Origin of the sequence: Sphaerothrix gracilis Ecp01 (assembly GCF_030405905.1) — a bacterium.
Taxonomy (GTDB): Bacteria; Cyanobacteriota; Cyanobacteriia; order Phormidesmidales; family Phormidesmidaceae; genus Sphaerothrix; species Sphaerothrix gracilis.
In genome coordinates, this window is the sequence record NZ_JASATW010000008.1 from 20,576 (window position 1) to 44,297 (window position 23,722).

A 23,722-nucleotide genomic window follows, 5' to 3' on the forward strand; every position below is an offset into this window, starting at 1 on the left:
GGCTGATACTGTTGAAAGACTTCGGAAAAAAGCTCGTTTTTGGGAAGATTCTAACAAAAACCTAGATTAGCCCCCTGAATCTATGACTTTCGCCCTTATGCCTCACGGCTCCTGCTACTTCTGGGATCCGTGGCTAACGTCATTGCATGTCAGCACCGACCTTGCTATCGCTCTTTCCTACTTCGCTATCACAGCTCAACTCACAGTCTTTCTAAGAAAATATCCTCAGCCTTGGTTAGGCAAGTATCGTCTCATTACATACGGCTTCATCCTCTTTTGTGGTCTGGGCCATGCCTTAAGCGCCTGGAATGTCTGGCATTCTAACTATTGGAGTGAAGGCACTCTCAAGCTGGCTATTGCTATTGTCTCCTGGGGAGCTGTTTGGGCAGTGCAAGTGGCTCAGTTGCGAGCTGAAGATGTCATTGCAGAACTCGATCAGGCAGAATCACAACGCCAACTATTGCAAACTGTCCTTGAAACTGACTTAGATGGCCTCATGGTTTTTGAAGCCATTCGTGATACTGACAATCAGATTGTCGATTTTCGCTACACGCTGCTCAATTCTGCTGCCGTTGCGTTAGTGGGACGGGATGATTTAGTCGGAGAGCGCTTGCTAGAGATAGTCCCGTCTCATCGAGATAACGGCTTGTTCGAGGCGTATTGTCGGGTGACTGAGACAGGTATCCCCATCGAAGATGAGTTTGAGTATGCAGGCGCAGAATATCAAAATCGTTGGTTTCGCAACCGTGCCTCTAAGCTCAACGATGGCTTTGTCGTTTCCTTTACCGAAATCTCCGACTACAAGCGACTTGAAGCCCAGTTGCGACAGCAGGCTAACCTTGACCCTTTGACTGGGGCTTTGAACCGTAGTGCTCTAGACGACATCGAAACAGATAGCTGTGATGCCGTTTTATTCATTGATCTTGACAAGTTCAAAGCCATCAATGACAGAGCAGGCCACAAAGTTGGCGATGCTGTCTTAGTTGAGGTGACTCAGCGCATACAGGCAACTGTGCGGCCTGAAGACCAGGTCATCAGATGGGGCGGTGATGAGTTTGTCATTTTGCTGAACCGTATCTTGGATGATGGTACTTCAGTTGCCAACGCAACTGCTCAACGTATCGTTTCTGCCATCGAACAGCCCCTTCAAATTGGCATCAAAGAATATCTGCTCGGAGCTTCTGTGGGCGTTTATGCACCTGTTGAGAAGTGTGCTTCAGCTGAAAGGGCTGTTCGATGCGCAGATGCGGCTATGTACGAAGCGAAGCAAGCGCGTAAGCAGAATCTCGCTATGCCTGCGGTGATGCAGTTTGATGAGGCTATTCTCTCTCGGATACGCGAGCGGGATTACTGGGAGCAGGCGCTGAGACAAGCTATCGATGAGGAGCAACTTGTACTCTACTATCAGCCGATTGTAGATTTGCAGCAAGCCAACATGCCCATTGTCGGCTTTGAGGCCCTGCTGCGCTGGCATCATCCTGAACATGGCTGTCTATACCCCGATTTCTTTATTCCCCTAGCTGAGCGCTCTGGCTTGATCCATGTCATTTCTCGTTATGTTCTGCGCAAGGCTTATGCCCAGGCAGCCAAATGGAGTTCTTTAGAGCGTCCAATCAAGATGGGAATCAATCTGTGCACCGATGACTTAGGACACTCTGCCTTCCTTTCAGCTCTCAAAGAGGTGCTCCAGCAGGATTGTGTTAGTTCTGGCTTCATCTTCTTTGAGATTACAGAAACCTCGATGGCTGACATCGCTATCGGCGAGATTCGAGCAGCTGCCAGTCAAATTAAAGAATTAGGTGGCCGCTTGTCCTTAGACGACTTTGGTACAGGTCGCAATACGCTGTGTTGTTTGCAGTGGCGGGTCTTTGACGCCATCAAAATTGACCGCTCTTTTATCTCAGGTGCTGAGGCCATGCCAGAAATTTGTCAGCTGGTTGCGGCCCTCGCCCATGCCCTCAATTTAGAGGTAGTAGCTGAAGGAGTTGAGACTGCTGAGCAGATGGAGATGCTCAGAAGCTTCGGCATTGAGTATGCGCAGGGATATTACTTCAGCAAGCCACAGCCGCCAGCTGAAGTTGAGCAGGCATGGCTTTAATTTCTATCAATAAGCTCAACAGGATTAAAGAAAACAGGCGTTGCTGAAAAGAGAGATGAACGAATTGATGGAACGCAGGAGCGCTAGGCCCTTGAAAATCTGATTCATTCTAGAAATCAGCAACGCCCTTAAACTCAACTGCCTCACACAGATTAGATGAAATGACAAGGCGCGATCGCTCAGCCCAAACGATAGTACGTAGGATGGGCAAAGGGGTACGCCCCGTGCCCATCAAGGGAAGCTGCGGAACAGACAACGGAAGTTCTTCGTGCCTGTCAAAGATTAGCGCTAAACCACCTTTGCTAAATCAAAGACGAGTTCAAAGCGCACGTGGGGAATGCGCTGGCGCAGCAGCTTCAGGTGGCCGTCAGCATCGGAGCGGGTGCGGAAGCGGCCAACGATGATCCAGCGAACGGGGGGCACGAGGCGGACGATGATCCAGTGATGCAGGCGGGTTTGATAGATCATAATTGATGGGTCTCCTTATGAAATAGGGAGCTAAGGCCAGCACACCGAGCCTCGAAAACTGTGGGTGCTGGCTTTTAGTATTCGGCAACGCCGCTATTTTGATCGACAGCAGTGTTGCCGATTAGTCTACAATTTAACCCTGTCACGACGTAGACTAATCGGTGTCATTTACGCGGTTATGAGCCTCTGACAGAATCAGGGGCATGGGACGTGCAGGGAAAGCGCTGAAGCAGGTTTTAGAAGACTACGGTATCAGCCAGAATCAGGTGGCTGTGAAGATGGGAATTGGCAGGGCGAATGTCTATCGCTGGGTGAATGAGATTCGCGATCCGGGTGCGGAGATGGTGATTCAACTGCGAGATGCGCTGCACCAAATTGAGCCAGGTGCGGCAAAGGCATTTGTTGAACTTTATCTAGGACAGCCTGAAGATCCCTAGCTGACGTAGGGTGTGTCACGCGCAGCGGTGACGCACCGGATTGTGGTGTGGCGGGGTGTTTGGCGATCGCCTATTTATTCTCACGTTTCAGGGCTGTTGACTGGGAGGATTTGGCATTGCCAAACCCCTACGGATTGTCTGAATCTGATTGGGGTGAATTTATGCCATTGGTCTGTAGAATTTTCCAAGCTAGGTATGGTTTGGAAAATCCTACATAATCCTCATCGTCCCTCGAATGCACTGAGAAGATCCTCTGGCAGGGGAGCGTCAAAATCATCCGGAACGGTAAACTCGCCTGCACATAACCCAAATGGTCGTAATGGCTTATGGCTGACGATCGGCCTCAGTTCGGCAATTGGCCGATTGGATCGAACGATGACAATCGTTTCACCGGCTTCTACTTGGCGCAGGTATTTCAGTAGATCTTGCTGGATCTCATCAACAGTTACGTTCATCATAAAAACACCTCGCATGACAAATTTGGGCAACTACCTGCTTATTCTCACGTTTCAGGGCTATTAGCTGTGAGGATTTGGCATTGTCAACCCCCTCACTGATTGTCTGAATCTGGTTGGGGTAACTCTACGCCGTTGGCTTGCAAAACTTGAAGAGCAGCGGCAGCGTAACGCTGCACCATATGAACATGCTGAAAATCTTGAAAAATGTTGAGAACCTCTACAGCTAACGAAACAGATCTTTCTTTGTCAGGCTTAGCCTGTAAATAAAAAATGCTCAAGTTGATCAGCGTCATCGCGACGTCGGGCAAGTAGGTGCGCGGGTTCTCCTCGGCTAAGGCGCGACGAATCTGTAGCGCTTCCTGGAAGTTTTCCTCGGCGCGAGCCAATTCATTTTGGGCCTTTTGCAAAACCGCCAAATTATTCAGCGTCATCGCGACGTCAGGTAAGTAGGTGCGCGGGTTCTCCTCGGCTAAGGCGCGACGAATCTGTAGCGCTTCCTGGAAGTTTTCCTCGGCGCGAGCCAATTCATTTTGGGCCTTTGTAAAAACCGCCAAATTATTCAGCGTCATCGCGACGTCAGGTAAGTAGGTGCGCGGGTTCTCCTCGGCTAAGGCGCGACGAATCTGTAGCGCTTCCTGGAAGTTTTCCTCGGCGCGAGCCAATTCATTTTGGGCCTGTTGCAAAACCGCCAAATTATTCAGCGTCGTGGCCACATAGGGCAAGTAGGTGCGCGGGTTCTCCTCGGCTAAGGCGCGATACGTCTTCAGCGCTTGCTGGAAGTTTTCCTCGGCGCGAGCCAACTCATTTTGGGCCTGTTGCAAAACCGCCAAATTATTCAGCGTCATCGCGACGTCAGGTAAGTAGGTGCGCGGGTTCTCCTCGGCTAAGGCGCGACGAATCTGTAGCGCTTCCTGGTAGTTTTCCTCGGCGCGAGCCAATTCATTTTGGGCCTTTTGCAAAACCGCCAAGTTATTCAGCGTCATCGCGACGTCGGGCAAGTAGGTGCGCGGGTTCTCCTCGGCTAAGGCGCGATACGTCTTCAGCGCTTCTTGATAGAGCGGCTTTGCCTGATCAAAAGCGTTATGCTCTTGCAGGAACAGAGCGAACTCAAAAACGGCTTCAGTAGTTCTGGCTGCCCTCAGCGCCGCTTCAAAATATTCACAAACCTGCTCATAGCGATTGGGCTGCTCGTAAAAAGTTGCCCACAGCCGCGCTTTAATCAAAAACTCATTAGCGATCTGCGTTCGGTTCTGGGCGATCTCCGCCTTTTCCTGATTAAGCTGAGTGTCGCGTTCAATCAGGCGATCCAGATCTTGCCCCATCTCCTCCGCGTTCAAGATCGCATCAGCTTCGCGAAACTCGCCTTGCTCAAAGTGGGCCTTCGCCTGGGCTAGCCGCTCGGTATTGATCTCAATCTTGGTAAACGTCTCGTATAAGCGAAAAACGTTTTCTTTGAACTGCTCTAGCTGCTGCTCCAGGTCTTCTAGTTCCGCCCCAGCCTTTAGCGCCTTTTCCGTTTTTCCAGTTGATTGCAGATACTCGACATATTCTCGCTTCTCCGCAATCCGCTTGGTCAGGGTTTGATAATCCGCCGACTGGGTGAAAAACTGAGCGTTTTCAATATTGCCAATCTTGTAAGTCTTGATATCGCCCATACTCACTCAAACCGAGCGCTGTCGATTTTATCAATGTTGTAGGTCTTAGAGCTGTCTGTAATCGTGCTGCCTTCGACGTTCTGATAGGTTTTATTTCCTGTTCCAGATACCGCCGCCCGCGCACCTGCCCTATCCCTACTTTCTTCCACCGTCGACGGCCCCCCATCAGGACTGAGCTGAATAAACCCATTCGCCGCCAGCTTGTCCAACTGATTGCCGAAATGCTCCCGTAGCCCCTCAATCGAGTAATATTCCGTTTTGTAATGCTTTAGCTCGCTTAGCTTGTCCTCAAACGCCCAGAGGCTCTGCAAGTCTTCGCGGTTCGTCGTCGTGTGTGGCGTTTTGAAATAGGTGAAAATAAACGGCTTTTGCGTCTGGGAAAACTGGCCGAACGCCTTACCAAACTCCTCCGCCGTATACTTGCCCACCTTGTTAAACGCCAGCAGCACAAAGATGTCGCAGCCCTGGATTGCCTTGTTGTATTCACTCTGCAACCCCCCCGCCGACATCGCATCCAGAAAATCCTCCCAAATATCCAAATGCAGAAAAATGCCCCGCTCAAACCAGCTCTTGCACTTGCGGTAGATAAAAATCTCAAACTGCTCGCGATCGCCCTTGAGTTCTGAAGAGGAGGCCAAAAAGAGCTTGATCTTTTGCATGAGCGCTGGTGGGGAAAGCTTTGCCTCAGTTATAGCCCGTTGTGAAACGCCTCTGCCACACACCGCTGGTTTTTAACTATATTTCACCCCATCTTCCCCAACTCCCCCATCTTTGCTCACCCACCTCTTACCAGACTCCCTACCTCCTCACTTCCAGCCTTCTTAACTATTATTCTCAATAAGCGCGATTTGTTGCAAATAAGCTGAACATTCGCTATTATTCTCAATAAGGGTTTTTATTGACATTTGTTAAGAAGGGGACAAGGCGATGGCTGCCTACTCTGCGACCGCACTCAAGGCCGAGCTGAATGAACGCGGCTGGCGCATGACTCCCCAGCGAGAAACCATCCTAACCACGTTTCAAAATTTAGCAAAGGGCAATCATCTCAGCGCCGAGGAGCTGTGCGATTTGCTCAAGGAAGAAGGGGAAGCCATTAGCCTCTCCACGATTTATCGAAACTTGAAGCTAATGGCTCGTATGGGAATCTTGCGGGAGCTAGAGCTAGCTGAGGGGCAAAAACGCTACGAAATCAATCAGCCTGCACCGCATCACCATCACCATCTGATCTGCGTGCGTTGCAACAAGACAATTGAGTTTAAGAACGATTCTGTGCTGAAGGCCGGCGCTAAAACCGCTGAAAAGTCTGGCTATCATCTGCTAGACTGCCAGCTTCTGATTCATGCGGTCTGTCCGGCCTGTCAGCGATCGGTCGTGCCTCTGTAACTTTTACAGGGCCCTACTTCCAACCAGCGCGATCGACGATTTTAATCACTTCTGGGTTGTTGCGACCATAGGCAGAGACGTTGACCTCGTCAACCTTAAACTCGCCCAGTTCAGCCACGATTGGATCAATATCTACCCCTGTGACCACCGGATACTCGTTGTTGCCTTGGGCAAAAACGGCTTGGGCTTCAGGGCTGACCAGAAATTCTAGGAAGGTTACTGCGTTTTCAGGGTGGGGCGCAGTTGCTACAACCCCAGCCCCGCTGATATTGACGTGAGTGCCTCGGCCTTCCTGGTTAGGAAAGAAAATCGCCGTGTTTTCTATAATTTCCTGATCTTCAGCGCTATCAGACTTGGCCATTCTGGCCCAGTAGTAGTGATTGACAATTGCCACATCGCACTGGCCTGCGGCAACGGCCTTAATCTGGTCGGTATCACCCCCTTCAGGTTCGCGGGCAAAGTTATTGACTAGCCCCTTGGCCCATTCCTCAGCAGCGGCTTCGCCGTCAGTTTCAATAATCGAGCCGACCAGGGACTGGTTGTAGATATTGCTGGAGCTGCGGACACAGACCCGGTCTTCCCATTCAGGCTCAGCTAGGGCTTCATAGGTCGAGAGTTCAGCCGGATCTACGTTATCGGTGTTGTAGACCAGCACGCGGGCGCGCTTGGTGAGGCCAAACCAGAGATTGTCAGGATGCTGTAGATTAGTCGGAATCTCTTCTTCTAAGACAGAAGACTCTGCGGGCTGGAAAATTCCCGCTTCCTCGGCTCGCCAAAGCCGTCCGGCGTCTACAGTAATGAACACATCGGCAGGGCTATTCTCACCTTCGTTCTGAATCCGCTCTAGCAGTTCGTCGGAATCGCCCTCAATGACGTTTACTTCAATGCCGGTTTGCTCGGTAAAGCTGTCGTATAGTTCATCATCGATATCGTAGTGACGGGCGGAATAGACATTGACGACCTCTTCTTCTGCCCCACTACCGTCCTGAGCTTGTTGAGACTCGTTGCTACAACCGATCGCGGTAAACAGGGTGACACTAGCGGCGATCGCGATGAGACTACGTCGTTTAATCCTCATTTTGCTTAAGCATGACTAAATTGATGTCAGTATTTTAATGCAAATCATTCGTATTAAGTCAGAGATTTGTGAACTAAATCAGTTCAGTTACTTTGCTATAAGAGAATTATCTTTGCTTAGTCGCCCCTATCCTCGGCCAAAATGAGAACGCCCCGTCCCATTAGACTTGGCTCGTTGTCTACCCTACTCGGAATTGCCTTGACCTTATCCAGCATGACCGCTTCAGCGATCGCCCAAACCGTTTGGCAAGATGCCCCGGAACCGATCAATACGCTGCTAGAGACAACCTGGATTCCCGCCACCCAAATTTCGCCTGATCAGCAGTGGCTGGTGAAGCTGGCCCGACCGCCGCTGCCCGCGATCGCCGAATTGGCTCAGCCACGGGTGCAGGTAGCGGGTTTACAGCTTGATCCGGCTACGCACGGCCCAGCCCAGGACTACACTTTTCGCGGAATTGAAATTCAGGCGATCGCTACTGGAGAGACTCGCCAGGTGGAACTGCCTGACGGTATTCAAATCAATAATTTTCGCTGGTCGCCCCAGGGGCAATATCTAGCTTTCACCGAGTTGCAGCCAACTGGCTTGGCTCTGTGGGTCCTTAACTTGGCAACGGCTGAAGCGCGGCAGCTTACACCGCCGGTGCTCAACGGCACCTACGGCAATCCCTGTAAGTGGCTGTCAGAGAGTGAGGGGCTGCTGTGCAAAACGGTGCCCTCTCAGCAGCCAGCGCCGCCTGCCGCGCCTTTGATTCCGGCTGGCCCTAGAGTCGAAGAAAACTTAGGTCGGGAAGCGCCGAATCGCACCTATACCAATCTGCTGCGCAATGCCCATGATGAAGCGCTTTACGAATACTACCTGACTTCAGTGCTAGAGCATATCAGCCTGACGGGCGATCGCCAGCCCCTTACCCCACCGCTGCTGATTGATTCGGCGACCCCCTCCCCTGATAGCCAGTGGATTTTGTTGAGGGTGACCCAGCGGCCTTTTTCCTATCAGGTGCCTGCTAGCCTTTTTCCTAAGCGAGTGGTCGTGCTCAACCGGGCGGGAGAAGCAGTTTTTACCGTCGCCGACCTGCCCCTAGCCGATGATATTCCGATTACGTTTAATTCTGTCAGGCAGGGGCGGCGATCGATTCGCTGGCGACCCGATCGGCCAGCGACGCTGTACTGGGTAGAGGCCCTAGACGGGGGAGATGCTAGCAAACCTGTGCCCTGGCGTGATGCGGTTTCCCAACTGGATGCGCCCTTCACGGCTGAGCCGCAGCTGGTTTGGCAAACCGAGCTGCGCTATAACCGAATTGTTTGGGGCAATGAGGCGATCGCCCTGGGCTACGAGTACTGGTACGACACCCGGCGGCTGCGCACTTGGCAGCTCAATCCAGCTAATCCTGATGAGGCCAGGCTGCTGAGCGATCGCGACTATCAAGACCGCTACAGTGCTCCTGGTCAGCCAGTAACGGCACCGGGGCCGTATCAGCGGCAGGTATTACTGCTGACTCCCGATCGGGAAAGTCTCTATCTCAGCGGGCGCGGGGCTTCTGCGGCAGGGGTTTATCCTTTTCTAGATCGCTGGCATTTACCCAGCGGCGAAAAAACGCGGCTCTGGCAGGCTGAGAACCCCCACTACGAACAGGTGGTGCGGCTGTTAGACAATCAGGCTGAGCAGATTATTACTCGTCAGCAGTCACCGCTGCAGGCTCCCAACTATCTGTTGCGAAATGTAGTCACTGATGAAGTGGTGTCCCTGACCGACTTTACCGACCCCATGCCCTGGTTTGCCGGCATTACCCGCGAGGTGGTGCGCTATCAGCGGGCCGATGGCGTCACCCTGTCAGCGACGCTTTACTTGCCTCCGGGCTATGACCCCAATCAAGACGGCCCCCTGCCAACGCTGCTGTGGGTGTACCCCCAGGAATATAAAAGCCGAGAAGCCGCCGCTCAGGTAACCACGGCTGAGAATGCCTTTAGCCGCCCCTGGGGCCATTCGCCGCTCTTCTTGCTGACCCAGGGCTACGCCATTTTGATGGGGCCGACGCTGCCGATTATTGGCGAAGGCGAGGCGGAACCTAACGACACCTATCTGGAACAGCTGAAGCTGGGCGCTCAAGCAGCGGTAGACTACCTAGTCGAACGAGGGGTTAGCCGCGCCAATCAGGTAGCAATTGGCGGGCATTCCTATGGCGCTTTTACCGCTGCTAATTTGTTAGCCCATACGGACCTGTTTCAGGCTGGTATCGCCAACAGCGGTGCCTATAACCGCAGCCTCACTCCCTTCGGCTTTCAGGGCGAACAGCGAAATTTCTGGCAGGCCCCCGAAATTTACAGCCAGCTTTCTCCTTTTACCTATGCCCATCAAATTAACGAGCCGCTGCTGCTGATTCACGGCGCGGAAGACCCCAACGTAGGCACCTATCCCTTGCAAAGTGAGCGACTCTACGAAGCATTACAAGGGCTTGGGGGTACTGTTCGCTGGGTAGAGCTGCCGTTTGAGGGACACGGCTACGAGTCCCGTGAGGCGGTCAGCCATGTGTTGTGGGAGATGACACAGTGGCTGGATCGGTATGTGAAGGGAAATAATAGTCCTCCGGTTTCTGCCCCGCCGGCACGCGAAAGTCGAGCAGCATCACATCCCGGTGGCGATCGCTAAGATTCCAGGCTTCGTGTTCTGAGGTGTCATCAAAAACCAGGCATTTACCTTCCTGCCAGGGCTTGATCTCAGAGCCGACGCGCAGGCCACATTTTTCTGGCACGTCTAGTCCCAGATGACAGCGCAAAACGCCGACGGGCTTGCCTGCATGGGGAATGATGTGGGCGCCAGCAGCCAAGCGAGAAAAGCCAGCAGTGATGATGCCGGGGATAGCCTGCACCAGCTTGGCGGTTTCAGGGCACTGTTCACAGTTGAGATCGATGCGGACGCCTAAGAAGTGAATGCCATAGATATCCCAACCCGTTTTTTTGTCTAGCAGATATTTCTCAGGATAGGTGAGAAAATCGCTGCTGCTGAGCTGCGACAGCTCTTGCCTGATTTTTAGCCAGTTGGCTTCCAAGGTTTGAACGAAGTCAAACTGATAGGGGTCGCAATACATTGTTCTTTCTATAAGGCTGATGAGGTTATTTGTCTGAGGCCTGTAGCGGCCTGGCAGATAAGCGGTTAGAGAAGGACTTTAAGGCAAATAGCAATTATGTAAATAGATGTCTGTTACCCCTACTCTGACCCTAGGGTATGGTGAAGTTTATTCGTCTCTGGGCAAAATCGGCTTCCAGAGAATCAGTCCGATCACAAACCGGATGCGATTTTTAGGGCTGCGGATGCGACTCGACATTTTCCAGACAAACTTGACGAACTCCCCTGCCTGGGCCAAATTCTCTTGCCAGGTTGTTTTAGCAGATTGGGTACGGGGCGGCGGCCCGGCAACAGCGGGATCGTAGGCCGTATTAGACGGTGTTTCTGGCATAGTTCATAAGCTGACTCAATGCCTTTATTGTCTGACAAGAGCGGTTTTTTGCCTATGTGCCTACTGTCTGACCGAGTTTGGTACTCCTGTTGCCGAAAGTCCTGCGATCGCTCTGAGATTTTGACAGCGCAGCAGCTCGTTAAAGCTAAGACTAGGACGGCCTTCAATTTGAGCCACTGTTTCAATTGCGGTCGCTAGATAGCGAGCGGCATCTACCTGGCTATAGCCCCGGCGTTGGGCTACGGCGATCGCCGCCTCGTCTGCTTCAATTTCGGCTTTCGGCCCCCGGCTACTGCGCCAAATCTGGCTACCGGCAAAGGCAGTGAGGCTGCCACCAATTGCTAAGCCAATCATGTCTAACTGGACGGCCTCAAACACGGTGCCCAGCAGCCCGGCAGCGGCCAAGCCCTGATACAGATCAAACTTGAGCAGGCGCACCCGCGTCAGCCAGCAAACCTGGTGCAGCAGCAGCATATCTTGCTGAGGCGTTGAAAGCTGACTCCAAAGATCAAAATTGAGCGTGACGATATGAACTCGCTTCCAGGGACGGGGAAAATCAGCCTCAATCGCGTGGGTTTGAGCCGGATTTTCCTTCAGGCGTACCTTCATCCGGCCTGAAGCAGGCATCAGCTCCAGCAGGCGGGAAATTTCACGATTAGGGTTAATCACGATTTCATACGGATTAAAGCGGATACCCCTTAGCCTAGCAGCCAGCCTGGGCTAAAGCACTGCTAAACTGTCGGCAATGACGGGGAGAATTGACTGTGGATCGGTGTCGTCTACAGCGGCGATCGCTAGCAGATATACCTCAGCCTCATTTTGACGAGCCAGGACAACGCCCTGAACCGGCTGGGTGTCCGTCCCCAGCGTGAGCCGCCCTACCCAGGGGATCTGGACACCGCCTGATTCTAAAGCCTGAAAGCCGGTGGGCTGAAAACCTTCTCCACTGGCAAAGGTATTTCTAACGATTTGGGCCAGCGCAGCGTTAGTCAGTGTAGGGACTTCTCCAGCAGTCCCCGCTGGCACCACGGTCACTGAATAGGCCAAGCTACCATCTGGCGCCTCCAGCAGTACCGAACCGGCAATAGGACTGACGCTAAAGCCAGACAAGATACCAATTTGAAAGCGACCTTGCGGCTCTTCATAGCTGCCGCTGAAAGTGGAGGTCGCCGGTTCAGTCTGTTCTTGGGCGACGGCTGCTTCTGAGCTGAAGAAGACTTGAGGTGAAGTGGCCCAGTCGCCGCTGACAAAAAAAACTCCCACCAGCGCACACAATACCAGTCCTGCTAGCCAGAGAATTCTCTGCCTCATGTTTATTGCTCCTCCGCTTTCTCATCCAAAGCTTACAGCCAGAGGTCAGCTAGCGACTCAACCTTAAGAATTTTTTGCAGCTTCGCCCTGAGAAGACGTTAGCGGGCGGTGCAAAATTTCTCTACGCAGCGGACAAACATTTCGACCCCCATACCCAAGGCGGTTTCGTCGAAATCAAAGCGGGGATGATGGTGCGGATAGGCCAAATCTTTAGCCGGATTAGCTGCGCCTAAGAAGAAATAACAGCCCGGCACCTCCCTCAGGAAGAAAGCCATATCTTCACCGCCCATCGTGCGGCACTCTGGCACGACACCGGTAGGCGTTTCTACTACTGAGAGAGCCACGGTGCGTACCAAATCAGCAATATCGGCGTCATTGATCACAGGCGGATAGAGTGGGCGATAGTCAAAGGTGTAGCGAGCCCCGTAGCTTTGACACACCCCGGCGATGATTTGCTCTAGCCGTTGGGCAAAGAAATGAGTGTAAGACTCGTCAAAGTAGCGCACCGTACCGCTCATACGGGCTTCGTCAGCGATGACGTTGAGGGCTGTCCCGGCATGAAATTTGCCAATGGTAACGACAGCCGCTTTCAGCGGGTCAACGTTGCGGGACACGATTGTCTGCACAGCGTTGACCACCTGGGAGCCGACCACGACTGAATCAACCGTCTGATGGGGAATTGCGCCGTGTCCCCCCTTGCCATGAATCGTGCAGTGAAATAGCTCTGTGGCGGCCATCAGCGGGCCATTACGGACGCCGACAGTGCCCACCGGCAGATTGTTCCACAGGTGCAGCCCGATAATGGCATCTACCTTGGGCTGTTGCAGCACTCCGGCCTCGATCATCGGTTTGGCCCCACCCGGCCCTTCTTCTGCTGGTTGAAAGATGATTTTGACGGTGCCTGCGAAACAATCACGGTTTTGCGCTAAGTAAAAAGCGGTTCCCAGGGCGATCGCCACGTGTCCATCATGGCCGCAGGCGTGCATCCGCCCGTCATTTTGAGAGCAGTAGGGCACCTCGTTCAGCTCTTGAATGGGCAGCGCATCCATATCGGCACGAATAGCTAGGACTGGGCCGGGGCGATCGCTGGTGATCGTAGCGACGATGCCGGTTTCCGCTACGCCAGTTTGATGTTCAATGCCCCATTCTGTCAGCTTTTTGGTAATTAGTTGAGCCGTTTGATGCTCTTGAAATCCCAGTTCAGGATATTGGTGTAGCCGTCTTCGCCAAGCCACTAGCTGGGGCTGGAGGGAGCGAATTTGTAAACGAATGCTAGCTAAGTCGGCGCTGGTAGACGGGATTGTGGAAATCATTGGGTTAACAAATCAAGTCTATGAATGAGAAATTTGCTAAATAGTGCTCAAGCTTAAAGCTAAGCAGCGATCGTCAGCATGTCCTAGCAGGCAAAACGCTCCTAAGCACTAGCTTCTTATTTACAAGACAAGGGAAACAGAACCTAAGGGATGAAACTTTAGCTGGCTTCGGGAGTTCGTCAGCCTGTCGCCATTTGAGGACATTTCAGTATTTTCAATGACTCTACTGAAAATCCGGACCCTTTCATTACATTATGGCGATAAGTTTTTTGATCGGTTGTGATCTCAGCCCTTTTGCCGCAAAAGATTACACAAGTATGACTAGCGTTAAGCTATCGCTGGCAGCAAGCCGTCTAGTATGAGCTGAGAGGCGGCTTTAGATAAGCTGGGGAGATCAGTCGTCTCGGCAAGATGGGGTATAACCCCTAGTATCGGCGTTTGAGTCAGCGATTCAATCAGGGTTTGTGGTGCCCAGTCAGCAATTTCTGCGGGCGATCGCGGTTGGGCGCAGTTGAGAATGATGCCCTTGAGCGCGACCTGATGCTGCCGGGCCAAAGCCACGTTAGCAACCGCCTGGGCGATCGCCCCCAAGCGTACGGGCACGACCAACACCGTCGGCAGCCGCCACTGAGCTGCTAGATCTGCGACTATTAGCTCCTCGGTGACGGGGGAGCCTAGCCCGCCCAAGGCTTCTACCAGAACCCAGTCGCGCGATCGCTCTAACTCCCTTAGGGTCTGCCAAACTGGCTTGAGGTCAACCCGACTGCCTTCGCGTTCAGCCGCCAGCGGGGGGGCCAGGGGAGCAGAGAAATAGGCTGGATTAATTTGCTCTAGGGTCTGATCTAGCTGAAAAAGCTGCTGATAGAGCTCGCGATCGCCTTGACCTGACTGGACAGGTTTGAGTAAACCGAGGGAACGAGAACCATAATACTGTTGCCAGTAAGCTGCTAAGGCCGTCGTGACAACAGTTTTACCCGCATCGGTATCGGTTCCAGCAATAAGCAAGGCATTCAACATCTCAATCTAGCGGTGCAAATTATTGGTAAGAGCAAAGACTGGCGCTATGGCACCGTTAAATTTAGTTAGTCACCTGTAGATCTAAGGTAAACTCAGCCGGGGCCGCCGATACCACATCAACAAAGTAATCGCCGCCAACAGGCAATTCTTCGCTCCAGGACAGCAAACCAGACCCATTCTCAATGATGTCGCCGCTGGGCAGGCGAATGTTCAACGTTGCCGGGCCGCTGGCGTTGACCAACTTGGCCGATAGTACCTGCCCCTGCTGGGCATTGACAATGTAGCGACGAACGCGGCCCTGACCAACATCATTGGCGACCCGGACGCCCGTTTCTCCAGTCGGAAACTGAACGCGCTGCTGCAGAATCTCCGGCTGGGTTGCTGGCTCCTCTGGTTCCGGCTCCGGTTCCGGTTCCGGCTCTGGTTCCGGTTCTGGCTCTGGTTCATCCACTGCCAGGCTCACCGCTAGCCGATAGTCGCTTTCATCAAGTCCCTGTATCGTACGCAACTGAATCGTATATTCACCGTTGAACTGCAATTCTCCCTGCCAGCTCAAGGTTCGTCTCGCAGCCGCCTCTACGGGCTGCTGATTGGGCGCTAAGACACTGAGTAATACCCCTTCCCCCTCTAAAGTGGCAGTCAAGGACTGGCCCCGTTCTGCCTGAAAGCGATAGTTAACCGTTTCACCAGCGCGCAGACTCCCTTCAACCGTTTGGCTCTCACCGGCAGACAGACTGAACGCTTGACTATACTCCACGGGGCGATTGGGTGCTGGTTCCGTGGGTTCAGTTGGAGTCGGATTAAGCGTAATATCTGGGCTTTCTACAGCAGGCGGGGCCGCCGTATCATCGCTGTTGATAGCCTGAACGACAGCCCAGCCGCCCAGCGCTGCTGCCAAGGCTAAACCTAAGCCGATGGCGCTGACAGCCCAAGGATTTTCCCACAGTGAGTCTGATTCTGATGTTGATGGGGCCGACTGGGTAGTGGGGCGGGCGGGCGAGGTACGGGCAGCAGTGTGAGCCTGGGTTGCCTGGTAGCGTGGACTGACGGCAACCGTTTTCATCCGGGAAACTTCAGGGGCAGAGGGTGGCGGCGGGCTAGCCGGACGGGTTGCCGTCGTAACCGATTCTCCCAGCGCCTGTGCCATCTCGTTGACAGACTGATAGCGATCGCCCGGACGATAGCTGAGGGCGCGATTGAGTACCTGCGCCAGTCCTGGGCTGACTGTGACATACTGAGGCCAAACCCAGGTTAAGTTCACATCGTCAAACAGCATTTGGGGTTCTTTGCCAGTCAGCAGCACAATTGCTGTGACCGCCAGCGAGTAAAGGTCGCTGCTGGGATAGGCGCGCCCGGTTTGCATCTGCTCGCTGGGGGCATAGCCTCGCTTACCCACCGTCGTGGCCTGACTCACGACTTCCGGCACCTGGATCCGAGTCACGACTTCTTTAACGACGCCAAAGTCAATCAGGACAGGCAGGCGATCGCTGTTGCGCAGAATAATATTGTCAGGGCTGATATCCCGGTGAATAATGCCCTGGGCATGAATATGAGCCAGCACTGGCAGCATCTGATGCAAGAACTGCCGCACCTCAGCCTCTGAAAAGGACTGCTGCTGTAGCCGTCGCTGGTCTAGGAGTTCGCGGTAGGTCATTCCTTCCACATAGTCCTGTACCAGAAATAAGCGCTGATCCTGCTCAAAAATGGCGCGAAACTGGGGAATTTGAGGATGCTGAATCTTGTAGAGAATTTGAGCTTCCCGCTGAAAGAGCTGGGTTGCTTTTTCAGAAAAATGATCTTCTCCCTGCAGCGGCATAAACTCTTTTAAGACGCATCGCTCATTAAAGCGTCCCTGATCTTCAGCTAGATAAGTGCGACCAAAGCCACCTTGCCCCAGCATGTGGGCAACTCGGTAACGGTTTTGCAGAACAGTGGCGGCAGGGATAGGAGATTGCATAGTGAGATAGGGTCTAGCCTCAAAACCAGCCGCACGTCTAGCATGGCCGCTGAGGTGATAGCTTTCTCAGTTTACTGCAAGTTTTCAAAGATGATGGAGGCGCCGTACTCGCTGCAGCCTAGAGACAGAAAGGTACCCTCAGCAGCCTTTGGGTTGTTGGCTGAGCGAGAAACCGCTGCGAGCATGGACAGTTCCCAAGGCGGGCGATCGCCCGCCTCAGCGCTGTAAATTGTCGGCATTGGCCAGGGTAGCCTGGACCTGCTGCGTTAAAAGCTGGGTGGCGGCGGTGCTCGCTAGGGGAGGAGAAAACAAGTAGCCCTGACCATACTGACAGCCCGCTTGCGCTAAGACGCCGTGCTGATATTCCGTTTCAATCCCTTCCGCCACAATTTCCATGTTTAGCTTATGGCCTAGAGCAATGATGGTATGCGTAATTTCCTGTTTTTGAGCGCTTTGCTCTATTTGCTCAACAAAGGACTTATCAATTTTGAGAATATCTGCCGGAAATCTATAGAGCTGGCTTAAGGATGAGTATCCTGTGCCAAAGTCATCGATGCTGAGCTGTAGACCGAGACTTTTGAGCTGCGACATTAACGTAGTTGCCGTTTGATCATCTGCCATCATCATGCTTTCAGTAATTTCCAGCCGCAGCCGCTGTCCAGCCACACCGGCTGCCTGTAAGCTAGCGCAAATTTGACTGGCCAAGTCTGGCTGACGCAGTTGCCGTCTGGAGAGATTGACGCTGAGCTTCAAGGCCAAGTTGGGAAATTGCTGCTGCCAGTCCCGTAGCTGATAGCAGGCAGCCTGAAAAATCCACTGGCCCAAAGGCACAATCAGGTCGGTTTCTTCAGCAATGGGAATAAAATCGCTGGGCATGACAAAGCTGCCATCGGCTCGCTGCCATCGGACTAGGGCCTCAAATCCAACAATTTTTCTAGTCTTGAGACAGACAATGGGCTGATAGTAGACCAGGAATTCCTCAGCCCCTAGCGCTTGGCGTAAATCACTTTCTAGCTGCAGGCGGCTCAGGGCTGCAGTTGACATGCCTGTGGCAAAAACCTGGCAGTGAAAAGTGTTCAGCGCTTTGGCCTGATACATGGCTGTGTGGGCATCGCGTAGCAAATCTTCAGGGCTATGCCGGTTATCTTTCTGAGCGATCGCTAGCCCCACGCTGGCACTGAGAAAGAGAGATTGCTGCTGCAGGCAAAAGGGATCTGAGAGATGCTGCTGGAGCTGATTGAGAATGGCTTCAACCGTTTTGAGCGAGCTATTTTGAAACAAAATGGCAAACTCATCGCCGCCAATACGAGCGAGCTGCGTATCAACGGGTAAGACCTGTTGCAGTCGCTGAACTAGTTTGAGCAATACCTGATCACCCACACGATAACCCAGACTCTGATTGATAAATTTAAAGCGGTTGATGTTCAAAAAAGCAATCATCAATGTAGGCGTGGATGAGCCTACGCGCTTGGCCTGCAAGGCATTTTGCACCTGATGAATGAACACGTCTCTGCCAGGAAGCTGTGTCAGTCGATCGTGGGTACTGCGATAGAGCTTTTTTTGAATCACCACTAGGCTGCCAGCGGCGATCGCGGCTAGAGTAGGCTCTGCCATTGGCAGCCAGATCTGATATGACAGGCTCAGCCAGCCAATGCCCCATAGGCTAATGAACAAGCCGCCAAAGGTTAGCCCTGCCAGCCAAGGACGTTCAGCTAGCCAGCCAATAATGCCTGCCAGCAAGGCCCATCCCCCCAGCCATAGACTCTCGCTCCAGGTAGGCAAGAAACGGTACAGAGCTGTTTCTTGTAGCAGTACATCCAGCAGCTGGCTGACAATCTGAGCGTGAATAACAACCCCTGATAGCTTGAGTTTAGAACTTTGCTGGGTGCCGTAGGGTGTCCAGAACTGATCCTTGAGGCTAGGAGCAGTTGAGCCAATTAAAACCGCTTTGTGGCGAATCCAGTTGGGCGGTACGCGATCGCTGAGGATTTGTTCAATACTGACCTGTCGGGCGGGCGCTGTTTTTGAGCGATAGCGCAGTAAAATCTGATAGCCACGAGCATCTACTGTTTGATAGCCGCCGGATTCTCTAGATAAAGCAGGCAGCATGACGCGATTAATGAGCAGCCCAGATTCATAAGTTTGCAGAACTGGCTGGGGAGAAACATACTGCATCGCAACCCGCAGGCCGAAAGCATAGTATGGGTTTTGGGGATGGCTGACATACAGTAAGCTGCGACGCACGATGCCGTCTGGGTCTAAAACTAGATCGTTAAATCCCACCTGCTGCCAGGGCATAGTCTCAGGCGGTGGAATGCTTTCCGAGGCCGTACCCACATTGGTAATTGCAACCAGATTGGGAGCGGCTAGCTGCTTCAGTAAGTCTTGACGTCCCGGTGGATGCGGCGTACTGCGATAGAGATCTAGGCCAATAACCTGGGGCTGATGCTGCTGTAGCTTTTGCAGTAGTTCAGCTACAAGGCGATCGGAAAGCGGCCAGCCATAGCGGCGAATATCTTTTTCCGTCAGGGCGACAATCAGGATGCGATCATCAGGCTTGGCTTCGGGCTGTAATCGAATTATCTGATCATAAGCAAACAGTTCTAGTCCCTGAAATAGACCAATTTGCTTAGTGACAATCAGCAGGGTTGTCGTTAATAAGCTGGCGACAATCACTGCCTTGCCGCCGGTCAACCAAGGCTGAAAGCGCCTAGTGACTGCTTGGTTTAGCCTGTTGAGATTCTGATTAATCAGCCGGTATGTCATACACCTTGATCCCAGAAAAAACAAAGCCCTTGCAAATTTGGAAAATTTGCTAAGGGTTTGCTGAAATCTACATCGAGAAGATAATTACCTTTTACCTGCGATCGTAGAACAATCCGGATGATAGCGCTTCTCTCTAGAAGCAGTAGACTATTAAAATACGCGCTTTAGCGGATAGCCTTCTGGGGTTCTACTGGGGTTCTACCAGGTGAGTGCCACCACCCTGGCGATTTCCAGGAAACTCATCGCGCTCTTCGGCTCCGACTTTTTCAGCCTGAAACAGAGTTAGAGCCGTCAGACTCAAAAGGCAAACCACAGTGACTGCTGCTAATCCTCGGGGCAGAATCAAAGATTTCACTAATAAGCTTTTCATAGGAAGTCTAGTGGTGATGACGATTAATACCTGAGCGATGAAGCCTGCCGTGAGCTATCTGTTCACTTCTGCAAGCGCCTGCTGATTGTATTCTTGACAGGTTGCTGGGTGATTATGTCGTCTAAACATAGACATTTATGTGAGCTTTAAATCTAAGTGAATCCTTTTTAGGTTTCCGTAGATAGCCGCAAATGCGCTACTTCCCCAAAAGTACTTATTCTGACAATATTTCGAGATACGCTGGCCCAATTCAGGCTAAAACCTGGTCAGATATCTGTAGACTCACGTATCCTAGCCTTTCAGAAATGGTGGTTCTGATTGGTTTGGGATGGTGAAATTGACCAATAATTTTCGCGACTCTCAACTCTATTTAGATACCCAATGCTCGATTACTGCGGGCTGGGTGGGTAAATCAGCCGTTAGTACCTCGCAGCCGTTAGCCGTAATCAAAATGTCGTCTTCAATCCGAATCCCGCGCACATCCTCAAACTGGGCTAAGCGCTCCCAGTTGATTACAGACTGATATTTCGCCCGCCGCTGAGGACTGTTTAGAATGTCGGGTACCTGATAGAAGCCCGGCTCAATAGTGACAGCCATGCCTGCTTGCAAAGGCCGATCGAGTCGCAGGAAACAAAGACCAAAGCGATCGCTGCGCTGTCGTCCCGGCGCATAGCCCGCTAAATCGCCCAAGTCTTCCATATCATGAACGTCAAGGCCGATGAGATGGCCGACTCCATGCGGAAAAAACAGCGCATGGGCATCCTGCTCTACCAGCGACTCTGGCTGTCCCCGCAGAATGCCTAGATCGACGAGTCCTTCAGCAATGCGGTAGCAGGCGATCAGGTGCAGATGGCGATATTCTACACCTGGCTGAGCTTGGGCAATACAGGCATCGTGAGCGGCTAGGACAATGTCATAGATGTCGCGCTGTGTGGCAGAAAACTTACCCGATACAGGCCAGGTGCGGGTAATATCTGAGGCCCAGCCAGAGGCAGCTTCAGCGCCTACATCTGCCAGCAACAAATCACCTGCCTCTAAAACGTGGTGGTATTGTTCATTGTGCAAAACTTGGCCGTGAGTGGTGACAATGCTGTTGTAGGCACAGGTCATTTGATGAGCCATAATAACCTGCTCTATCGCTGCCCTAACTTCTGCTTCCGTCTTAGCAGTAGGGGTAGCTGCCATCCCGGCCTGGTGAGCCTTGACGCTGACGGCTGCTGCTTGGCGCATCTCTGCGATCGCCCAGTGATCGTGAATCAGCCGCAACTGCACAATGGCGGCGGCCAGTTCAGGATTTTCGGTGGGGGCAGCTAACTGATTGGCTGATCCTGTCCGCTGGGTCAGTTCGCTGAGGGGATAGGCCGCATCAGCCCCGATTTCCTGGGCGATCGCCTCGCGCGTCGGCGTCGGACCATGCCACAGGGCTGACTCAGGCGAGGCTTCGTCAATAAATAAAGTCAGCTTGCCGTTTTCTAAGCAGATGGCGGCGTGCGGCAGAGGCAGTCCGGCAAAATACAGGAAGTGGCTACTGGCCCGGAAAGGATAGGTATTGGCCGGAAAGTTGCGGGCTTGAGGCTGGCCTGAGTGTATCAGTACTGGAGCAGAAATTTGCTGGGCGAGCCGCTGCCATCGCTGGCGCAGAGCGGTGGCTAGGGAGGAAACCGTTGAAGTTTGCATGGCTGAAACTGGTGAGGCTACGGATGTTTTTATCCTAAAGCGTTTCCCTATGCCAGACAGGCGGCTCAAGTCTTTTTAGCAAAAAGAGTCTTATCTATCTTGCAGTTGGACTCAAGCAAAAATCTGTAAGTCTCGCGTTGAGACAAACTTTTGATAGAAGGTACAGTCACGACACAGCTCAAGTAAGGCATCAAATAGGATGCTGTATAGCCCGAAGCATAAAAGAAAAGCGCTAGCGTAACGTGCCGGACATCCGAGTTTCAGCCCTTTAAGAATTGGCACTGTTTTAGACGTGTCAGTTCAGTACCAAGCACAAAACCGTACTCAGGTGCCTATGCCTCGTACTTGAACTGACGAAGAATAGATTATCGCTATGAGCGTTTGTAGCCCTACAGGTTTGGAGCCAGCCAGAGTCAGCCCAGCCCAAATCATTTTTAATGAGCTGACACAGTAGCTAAGCTTTATTTCTCTTTTTGAGACTCATCAGCTTATTTTGAGTCTACTAAAAATACAGCTGAATCTCAGATTGGGCAAAGATTTTGTAATCTTAACCGAACGGATAGCTGCATAAAGAGTGGGGCAATACTGTCAATTTTTTAGCGAAAACGCTGAGGGAAGTGTCGTATCTTGTCAAAGCTGGGAAGTCTATCCAAAGATAGATTGCGATTTTGTTTGGTTGTCTAACTGTCCATTATCTGTAGCAAGTCTATGAAATCATTGTTCCAAGCCCCTCTAGCCGCTCTGGTCGTCAGCTTGTTCTTGGGTTACACAGCGACGCTTTTAGAAAATAATTTGCGGCTTCTGCCAGGAGATGAAAGCTCCAGCTTGCCTACCGAAAAAATACAGGTTTTAGATCGCAACCTGCCTGGATGATCCACTCGCTTCCCTGATTGACTATGCAGCCTTCCAGCCTTGAGCTGGGGGTTTTTTTGTTTGCTTCGTCTCAATCTAAGACTTATTTGCCTTGAAATTGGTCTTATGACAAAAGTGCAAGACTTGAATTAAGACGTTGGCTCTAAGCTTGCGGTGGCGCAGAAGAAAGAGAAAAATCGAGCGATCGCCGTCGAGAAACAGTGGTTATACTAAGCTCGAAGACTAAAAGTTGCCTGCCAGCCAAGCTAAAAACCGGGTGAAAATTTAGTCCATTTTTAGGCCATTAGATTTTAAATAGCCGCTGAAGTTGCTGAAATATAAGAGTTGCGGCAGCTTGATTATTTGCGGACCCCTCAACTAGTCAAGGCGTAAATTTCGAGTCCGCTTTGCCTGAGCGACGCTAGGTGAAGGCTGTCCCAGGATAGATGACAGCCGCCTAGCTGAACGGACAAACTGCTATTTAACGAAACAGATGACTTTCAGCCGGTCTTCAGTTGGACAACATTGAAATTTCTAGGCGATCGCTGTTAAGTCTGCCTTTAGCGGCGATCGCGCTCAACACGTTAGGAAACGCAATGACAGAGGAGTCGTCTCAGGAGAAGCCAGCTTTAAGCTATTGGCATGTTTGGACAGATGCAGCAGGGGTTAGTCATCAAACCTGCTGTGAGCTGACAAATTTTGAGTCAGAAAGTATGGGTGGTGACGCCGCGCCCCAGTGGAATAACCGGCTGATGCAGGCAGCCACTCAAATTATGTTTGCTGAACTGCCTGTCGGCTGGGTAGGTGAATGGCATGAAAATCCCCAACCCCAGTGGATTATTCCCCTATCTGGTCGCTGGTTCGTTGAGACGATGGACGGGGTACGGGTTGAAATGGGGCCAGGAGATATATCCTTTGGGGCTGACCAAAATACCAAAGCCAATGAAGCGGGGCAGAAGGGACATCTTTCAGGTACGCTTGGTGAGCAGCCCGCCATGCTGATGATTGTGCAAATTGAGGATGAGCAATGGATAGCTGCTAAACCAGATAGTTTTGAATGAAGCTTCTCGTCTCAATATCACTGGCGCTGCGTAAGGCTTAAAGGGTCGATAGCTGTTTGGCCTAGCTATCTTGGCCTTGCTTAAGGTTAGAAGCTGCAAGGGCTAGAACTGCGCTTCTGCAAAATTGCCTGTAGACGCACTAGCAGTGCTTCCTTTTTCTCCTTGGGCAAGCTGTGAATCAAAATGCCGCCTTGGGCAAAAATCTGTTCAACTGTGCGAGACGACTGCACATTCATAAAGCTTTCCCTAAACTTCTCTATATATTTTAATGTTTTCTTTAGATTTGCCAAGCTGTGTAGGATACAGTTGAAAATTTTTCCCAAAGAATTTTAGGCTCAAGGTACGCGCCCTGAGAATACTGTAGATG

General features: G+C 52.1%; 22 protein-coding genes and 1 pseudogene. 6 read left to right on the forward strand and 17 right to left on the reverse strand.

Annotation, left to right across the window (positions count from 1 at the left end; translation table 11 throughout):
• Positions 1–82 precede the first annotated feature (82 nt).
• The gene (locus tag QJQ48_RS10370; protein WP_346291158.1) at positions 83–2,098 is read left to right on the forward strand and encodes a putative bifunctional diguanylate cyclase/phosphodiesterase; all 2,016 of its coding nucleotides are present in this window, start codon (positions 83–85) and stop codon (positions 2,096–2,098) included.
• Positions 2,099–2,386: 288 nt separating this feature from the next.
• Here the strand turns inward: QJQ48_RS10370 and QJQ48_RS10375 are convergent, their stop codons facing one another.
• Entirely contained in the window at positions 2,387–2,566 is a 180-nt protein-coding gene (locus QJQ48_RS10375) for a hypothetical protein (RefSeq protein ID WP_346291159.1), read from the reverse strand.
• A gap of 203 nt (positions 2,567–2,769) precedes the next feature.
• Between QJQ48_RS10375 and QJQ48_RS10380 the strand changes: the two genes are divergently transcribed.
• Positions 2,770–3,003, forward strand: a complete 234-nt coding sequence (locus tag QJQ48_RS10380; RefSeq protein WP_346291160.1) for a helix-turn-helix domain-containing protein — start codon at positions 2,770–2,772, stop codon at positions 3,001–3,003.
• Positions 3,004–3,224: 221 nt separating this feature from the next.
• On the opposite strand, the gene QJQ48_RS10385 is transcribed toward QJQ48_RS10380, so the two are convergent.
• The 3 genes from QJQ48_RS10385 to QJQ48_RS10395 form a co-directional block, all read right to left on the reverse strand.
• The gene (locus QJQ48_RS10385) at positions 3,225–3,461 is read right to left on the reverse strand and encodes a type II toxin-antitoxin system Phd/YefM family antitoxin (protein WP_346291161.1); all 237 of its coding nucleotides are present in this window, start codon (positions 3,459–3,461) and stop codon (positions 3,225–3,227) included.
• 92 nt (positions 3,462–3,553) lie between these two features.
• Positions 3,554–5,116 carry a tetratricopeptide repeat protein gene (locus QJQ48_RS10390; RefSeq protein ID WP_346291162.1) on the reverse strand — a complete coding sequence of 521 codons (1,563 nt, stop codon included), beginning with the start codon at positions 5,114–5,116 and terminating at the stop codon, positions 3,554–3,556.
• A gap of 2 nt (positions 5,117–5,118) precedes the next feature.
• On the reverse strand, positions 5,119–5,775 hold the full coding sequence (locus QJQ48_RS10395) for a hypothetical protein (RefSeq protein ID WP_346291163.1): 657 nt from the start codon (positions 5,773–5,775) through the stop codon (positions 5,119–5,121).
• 268 nt (positions 5,776–6,043) lie between these two features.
• Here QJQ48_RS10395 and QJQ48_RS10400 point away from each other — a divergent pair, with 268 nt between their 5' ends.
• Positions 6,044–6,499, forward strand: coding sequence for a Fur family transcriptional regulator (locus tag QJQ48_RS10400; RefSeq protein WP_346291164.1), 456 nt, complete (start codon positions 6,044–6,046; stop codon positions 6,497–6,499).
• A 13-nt stretch (positions 6,500–6,512) separates the two neighbouring features.
• On the opposite strand, the gene QJQ48_RS10405 is transcribed toward QJQ48_RS10400, so the two are convergent.
• Positions 6,513–7,577 carry a Fe(3+) ABC transporter substrate-binding protein gene (locus QJQ48_RS10405; RefSeq protein WP_346291165.1) on the reverse strand — a complete coding sequence of 355 codons (1,065 nt, stop codon included), beginning with the start codon at positions 7,575–7,577 and terminating at the stop codon, positions 6,513–6,515.
• A 174-nt stretch (positions 7,578–7,751) separates the two neighbouring features.
• Between QJQ48_RS10405 and QJQ48_RS10410 the strand changes: the two genes are divergently transcribed.
• Positions 7,752–10,223: an alpha/beta hydrolase family protein gene (locus QJQ48_RS10410; protein ID WP_346291166.1), complete on the forward strand. Its 2,472-nt coding sequence runs from the start codon at positions 7,752–7,754 to the stop codon at positions 10,221–10,223.
• A gap of 16 nt (positions 10,224–10,239) precedes the next feature.
• Here the strand turns inward: QJQ48_RS10410 and QJQ48_RS10415 are convergent.
• From QJQ48_RS10415 to QJQ48_RS10465, 11 genes and pseudogenes are all read right to left on the reverse strand, one after another.
• Positions 10,240–10,662: pseudogene (locus QJQ48_RS10415) on the reverse strand (aspartyl/asparaginyl beta-hydroxylase domain-containing protein); the annotation flags it as partial.
• A gap of 147 nt (positions 10,663–10,809) precedes the next feature.
• The gene (locus QJQ48_RS10420) at positions 10,810–11,031 is read right to left on the reverse strand and encodes a hypothetical protein (RefSeq protein WP_346291167.1); all 222 of its coding nucleotides are present in this window, start codon (positions 11,029–11,031) and stop codon (positions 10,810–10,812) included.
• 60 nt (positions 11,032–11,091) lie between these two features.
• Positions 11,092–11,700, reverse strand: a complete 609-nt coding sequence (locus QJQ48_RS10425; protein ID WP_346291168.1) for a DUF3318 domain-containing protein — start codon at positions 11,698–11,700, stop codon at positions 11,092–11,094.
• Positions 11,701–11,751: 51 nt separating this feature from the next.
• Positions 11,752–12,342 carry a hypothetical protein gene (locus tag QJQ48_RS10430; RefSeq protein WP_346291169.1) on the reverse strand — a complete coding sequence of 197 codons (591 nt, stop codon included), beginning with the start codon at positions 12,340–12,342 and terminating at the stop codon, positions 11,752–11,754.
• Between the two features lie 98 nt (positions 12,343–12,440).
• Positions 12,441–13,655, reverse strand: coding sequence for a M20 metallopeptidase family protein (locus tag QJQ48_RS10435; protein WP_346291170.1), 1,215 nt, complete (start codon positions 13,653–13,655; stop codon positions 12,441–12,443).
• Between the two features lie 327 nt (positions 13,656–13,982).
• The gene (bioD, locus tag QJQ48_RS10440) at positions 13,983–14,669 is read right to left on the reverse strand and encodes a dethiobiotin synthase (RefSeq protein ID WP_346291171.1); all 687 of its coding nucleotides are present in this window, start codon (positions 14,667–14,669) and stop codon (positions 13,983–13,985) included.
• A gap of 64 nt (positions 14,670–14,733) precedes the next feature.
• The gene (locus QJQ48_RS10445; RefSeq protein ID WP_346291172.1) at positions 14,734–16,629 is read right to left on the reverse strand and encodes a protein kinase domain-containing protein; all 1,896 of its coding nucleotides are present in this window, start codon (positions 16,627–16,629) and stop codon (positions 14,734–14,736) included.
• Positions 16,630–16,700: 71 nt separating this feature from the next.
• Positions 16,701–16,868, reverse strand: a complete 168-nt coding sequence (locus QJQ48_RS10450) for a hypothetical protein (protein WP_346291173.1) — start codon at positions 16,866–16,868, stop codon at positions 16,701–16,703.
• Positions 16,846–19,395, reverse strand: a complete 2,550-nt coding sequence (locus QJQ48_RS10455) for an EAL domain-containing protein (protein ID WP_346291174.1) — start codon at positions 19,393–19,395, stop codon at positions 16,846–16,848. The genes QJQ48_RS10450 and QJQ48_RS10455 overlap by 23 nt, the downstream gene beginning before the upstream one ends.
• Positions 19,396–19,582: 187 nt before the next feature.
• Positions 19,583–19,765: a hypothetical protein gene (locus QJQ48_RS10460; protein WP_346291175.1), complete on the reverse strand. Its 183-nt coding sequence runs from the start codon at positions 19,763–19,765 to the stop codon at positions 19,583–19,585.
• A gap of 366 nt (positions 19,766–20,131) precedes the next feature.
• A complete protein-coding gene (locus QJQ48_RS10465) occupies positions 20,132–21,442 on the reverse strand; it encodes an aminopeptidase P family protein (protein ID WP_346291176.1) in 1,311 nt (436 codons plus the stop codon).
• A 708-nt stretch (positions 21,443–22,150) separates the two neighbouring features.
• Between QJQ48_RS10465 and QJQ48_RS10470 the strand changes: the two genes are divergently transcribed.
• Both QJQ48_RS10470 and QJQ48_RS10475 read left to right on the forward strand, forming a co-directional pair.
• A complete protein-coding gene (locus QJQ48_RS10470) occupies positions 22,151–22,315 on the forward strand; it encodes a hypothetical protein (RefSeq protein ID WP_346291177.1) in 165 nt (54 codons plus the stop codon).
• Positions 22,316–22,890: 575 nt separating this feature from the next.
• Positions 22,891–23,355, forward strand: a complete 465-nt coding sequence (locus QJQ48_RS10475) for a cupin domain-containing protein (RefSeq protein ID WP_346291350.1) — start codon at positions 22,891–22,893, stop codon at positions 23,353–23,355.
• Between the two features lie 86 nt (positions 23,356–23,441).
• Here QJQ48_RS10475 and QJQ48_RS10480 read toward each other — a convergent pair whose 3' ends face one another.
• Positions 23,442–23,591: a hypothetical protein gene (locus tag QJQ48_RS10480; RefSeq protein WP_346291178.1), complete on the reverse strand. Its 150-nt coding sequence runs from the start codon at positions 23,589–23,591 to the stop codon at positions 23,442–23,444.
• Between the last annotated feature and the right edge of the window lie 131 nt (positions 23,592–23,722).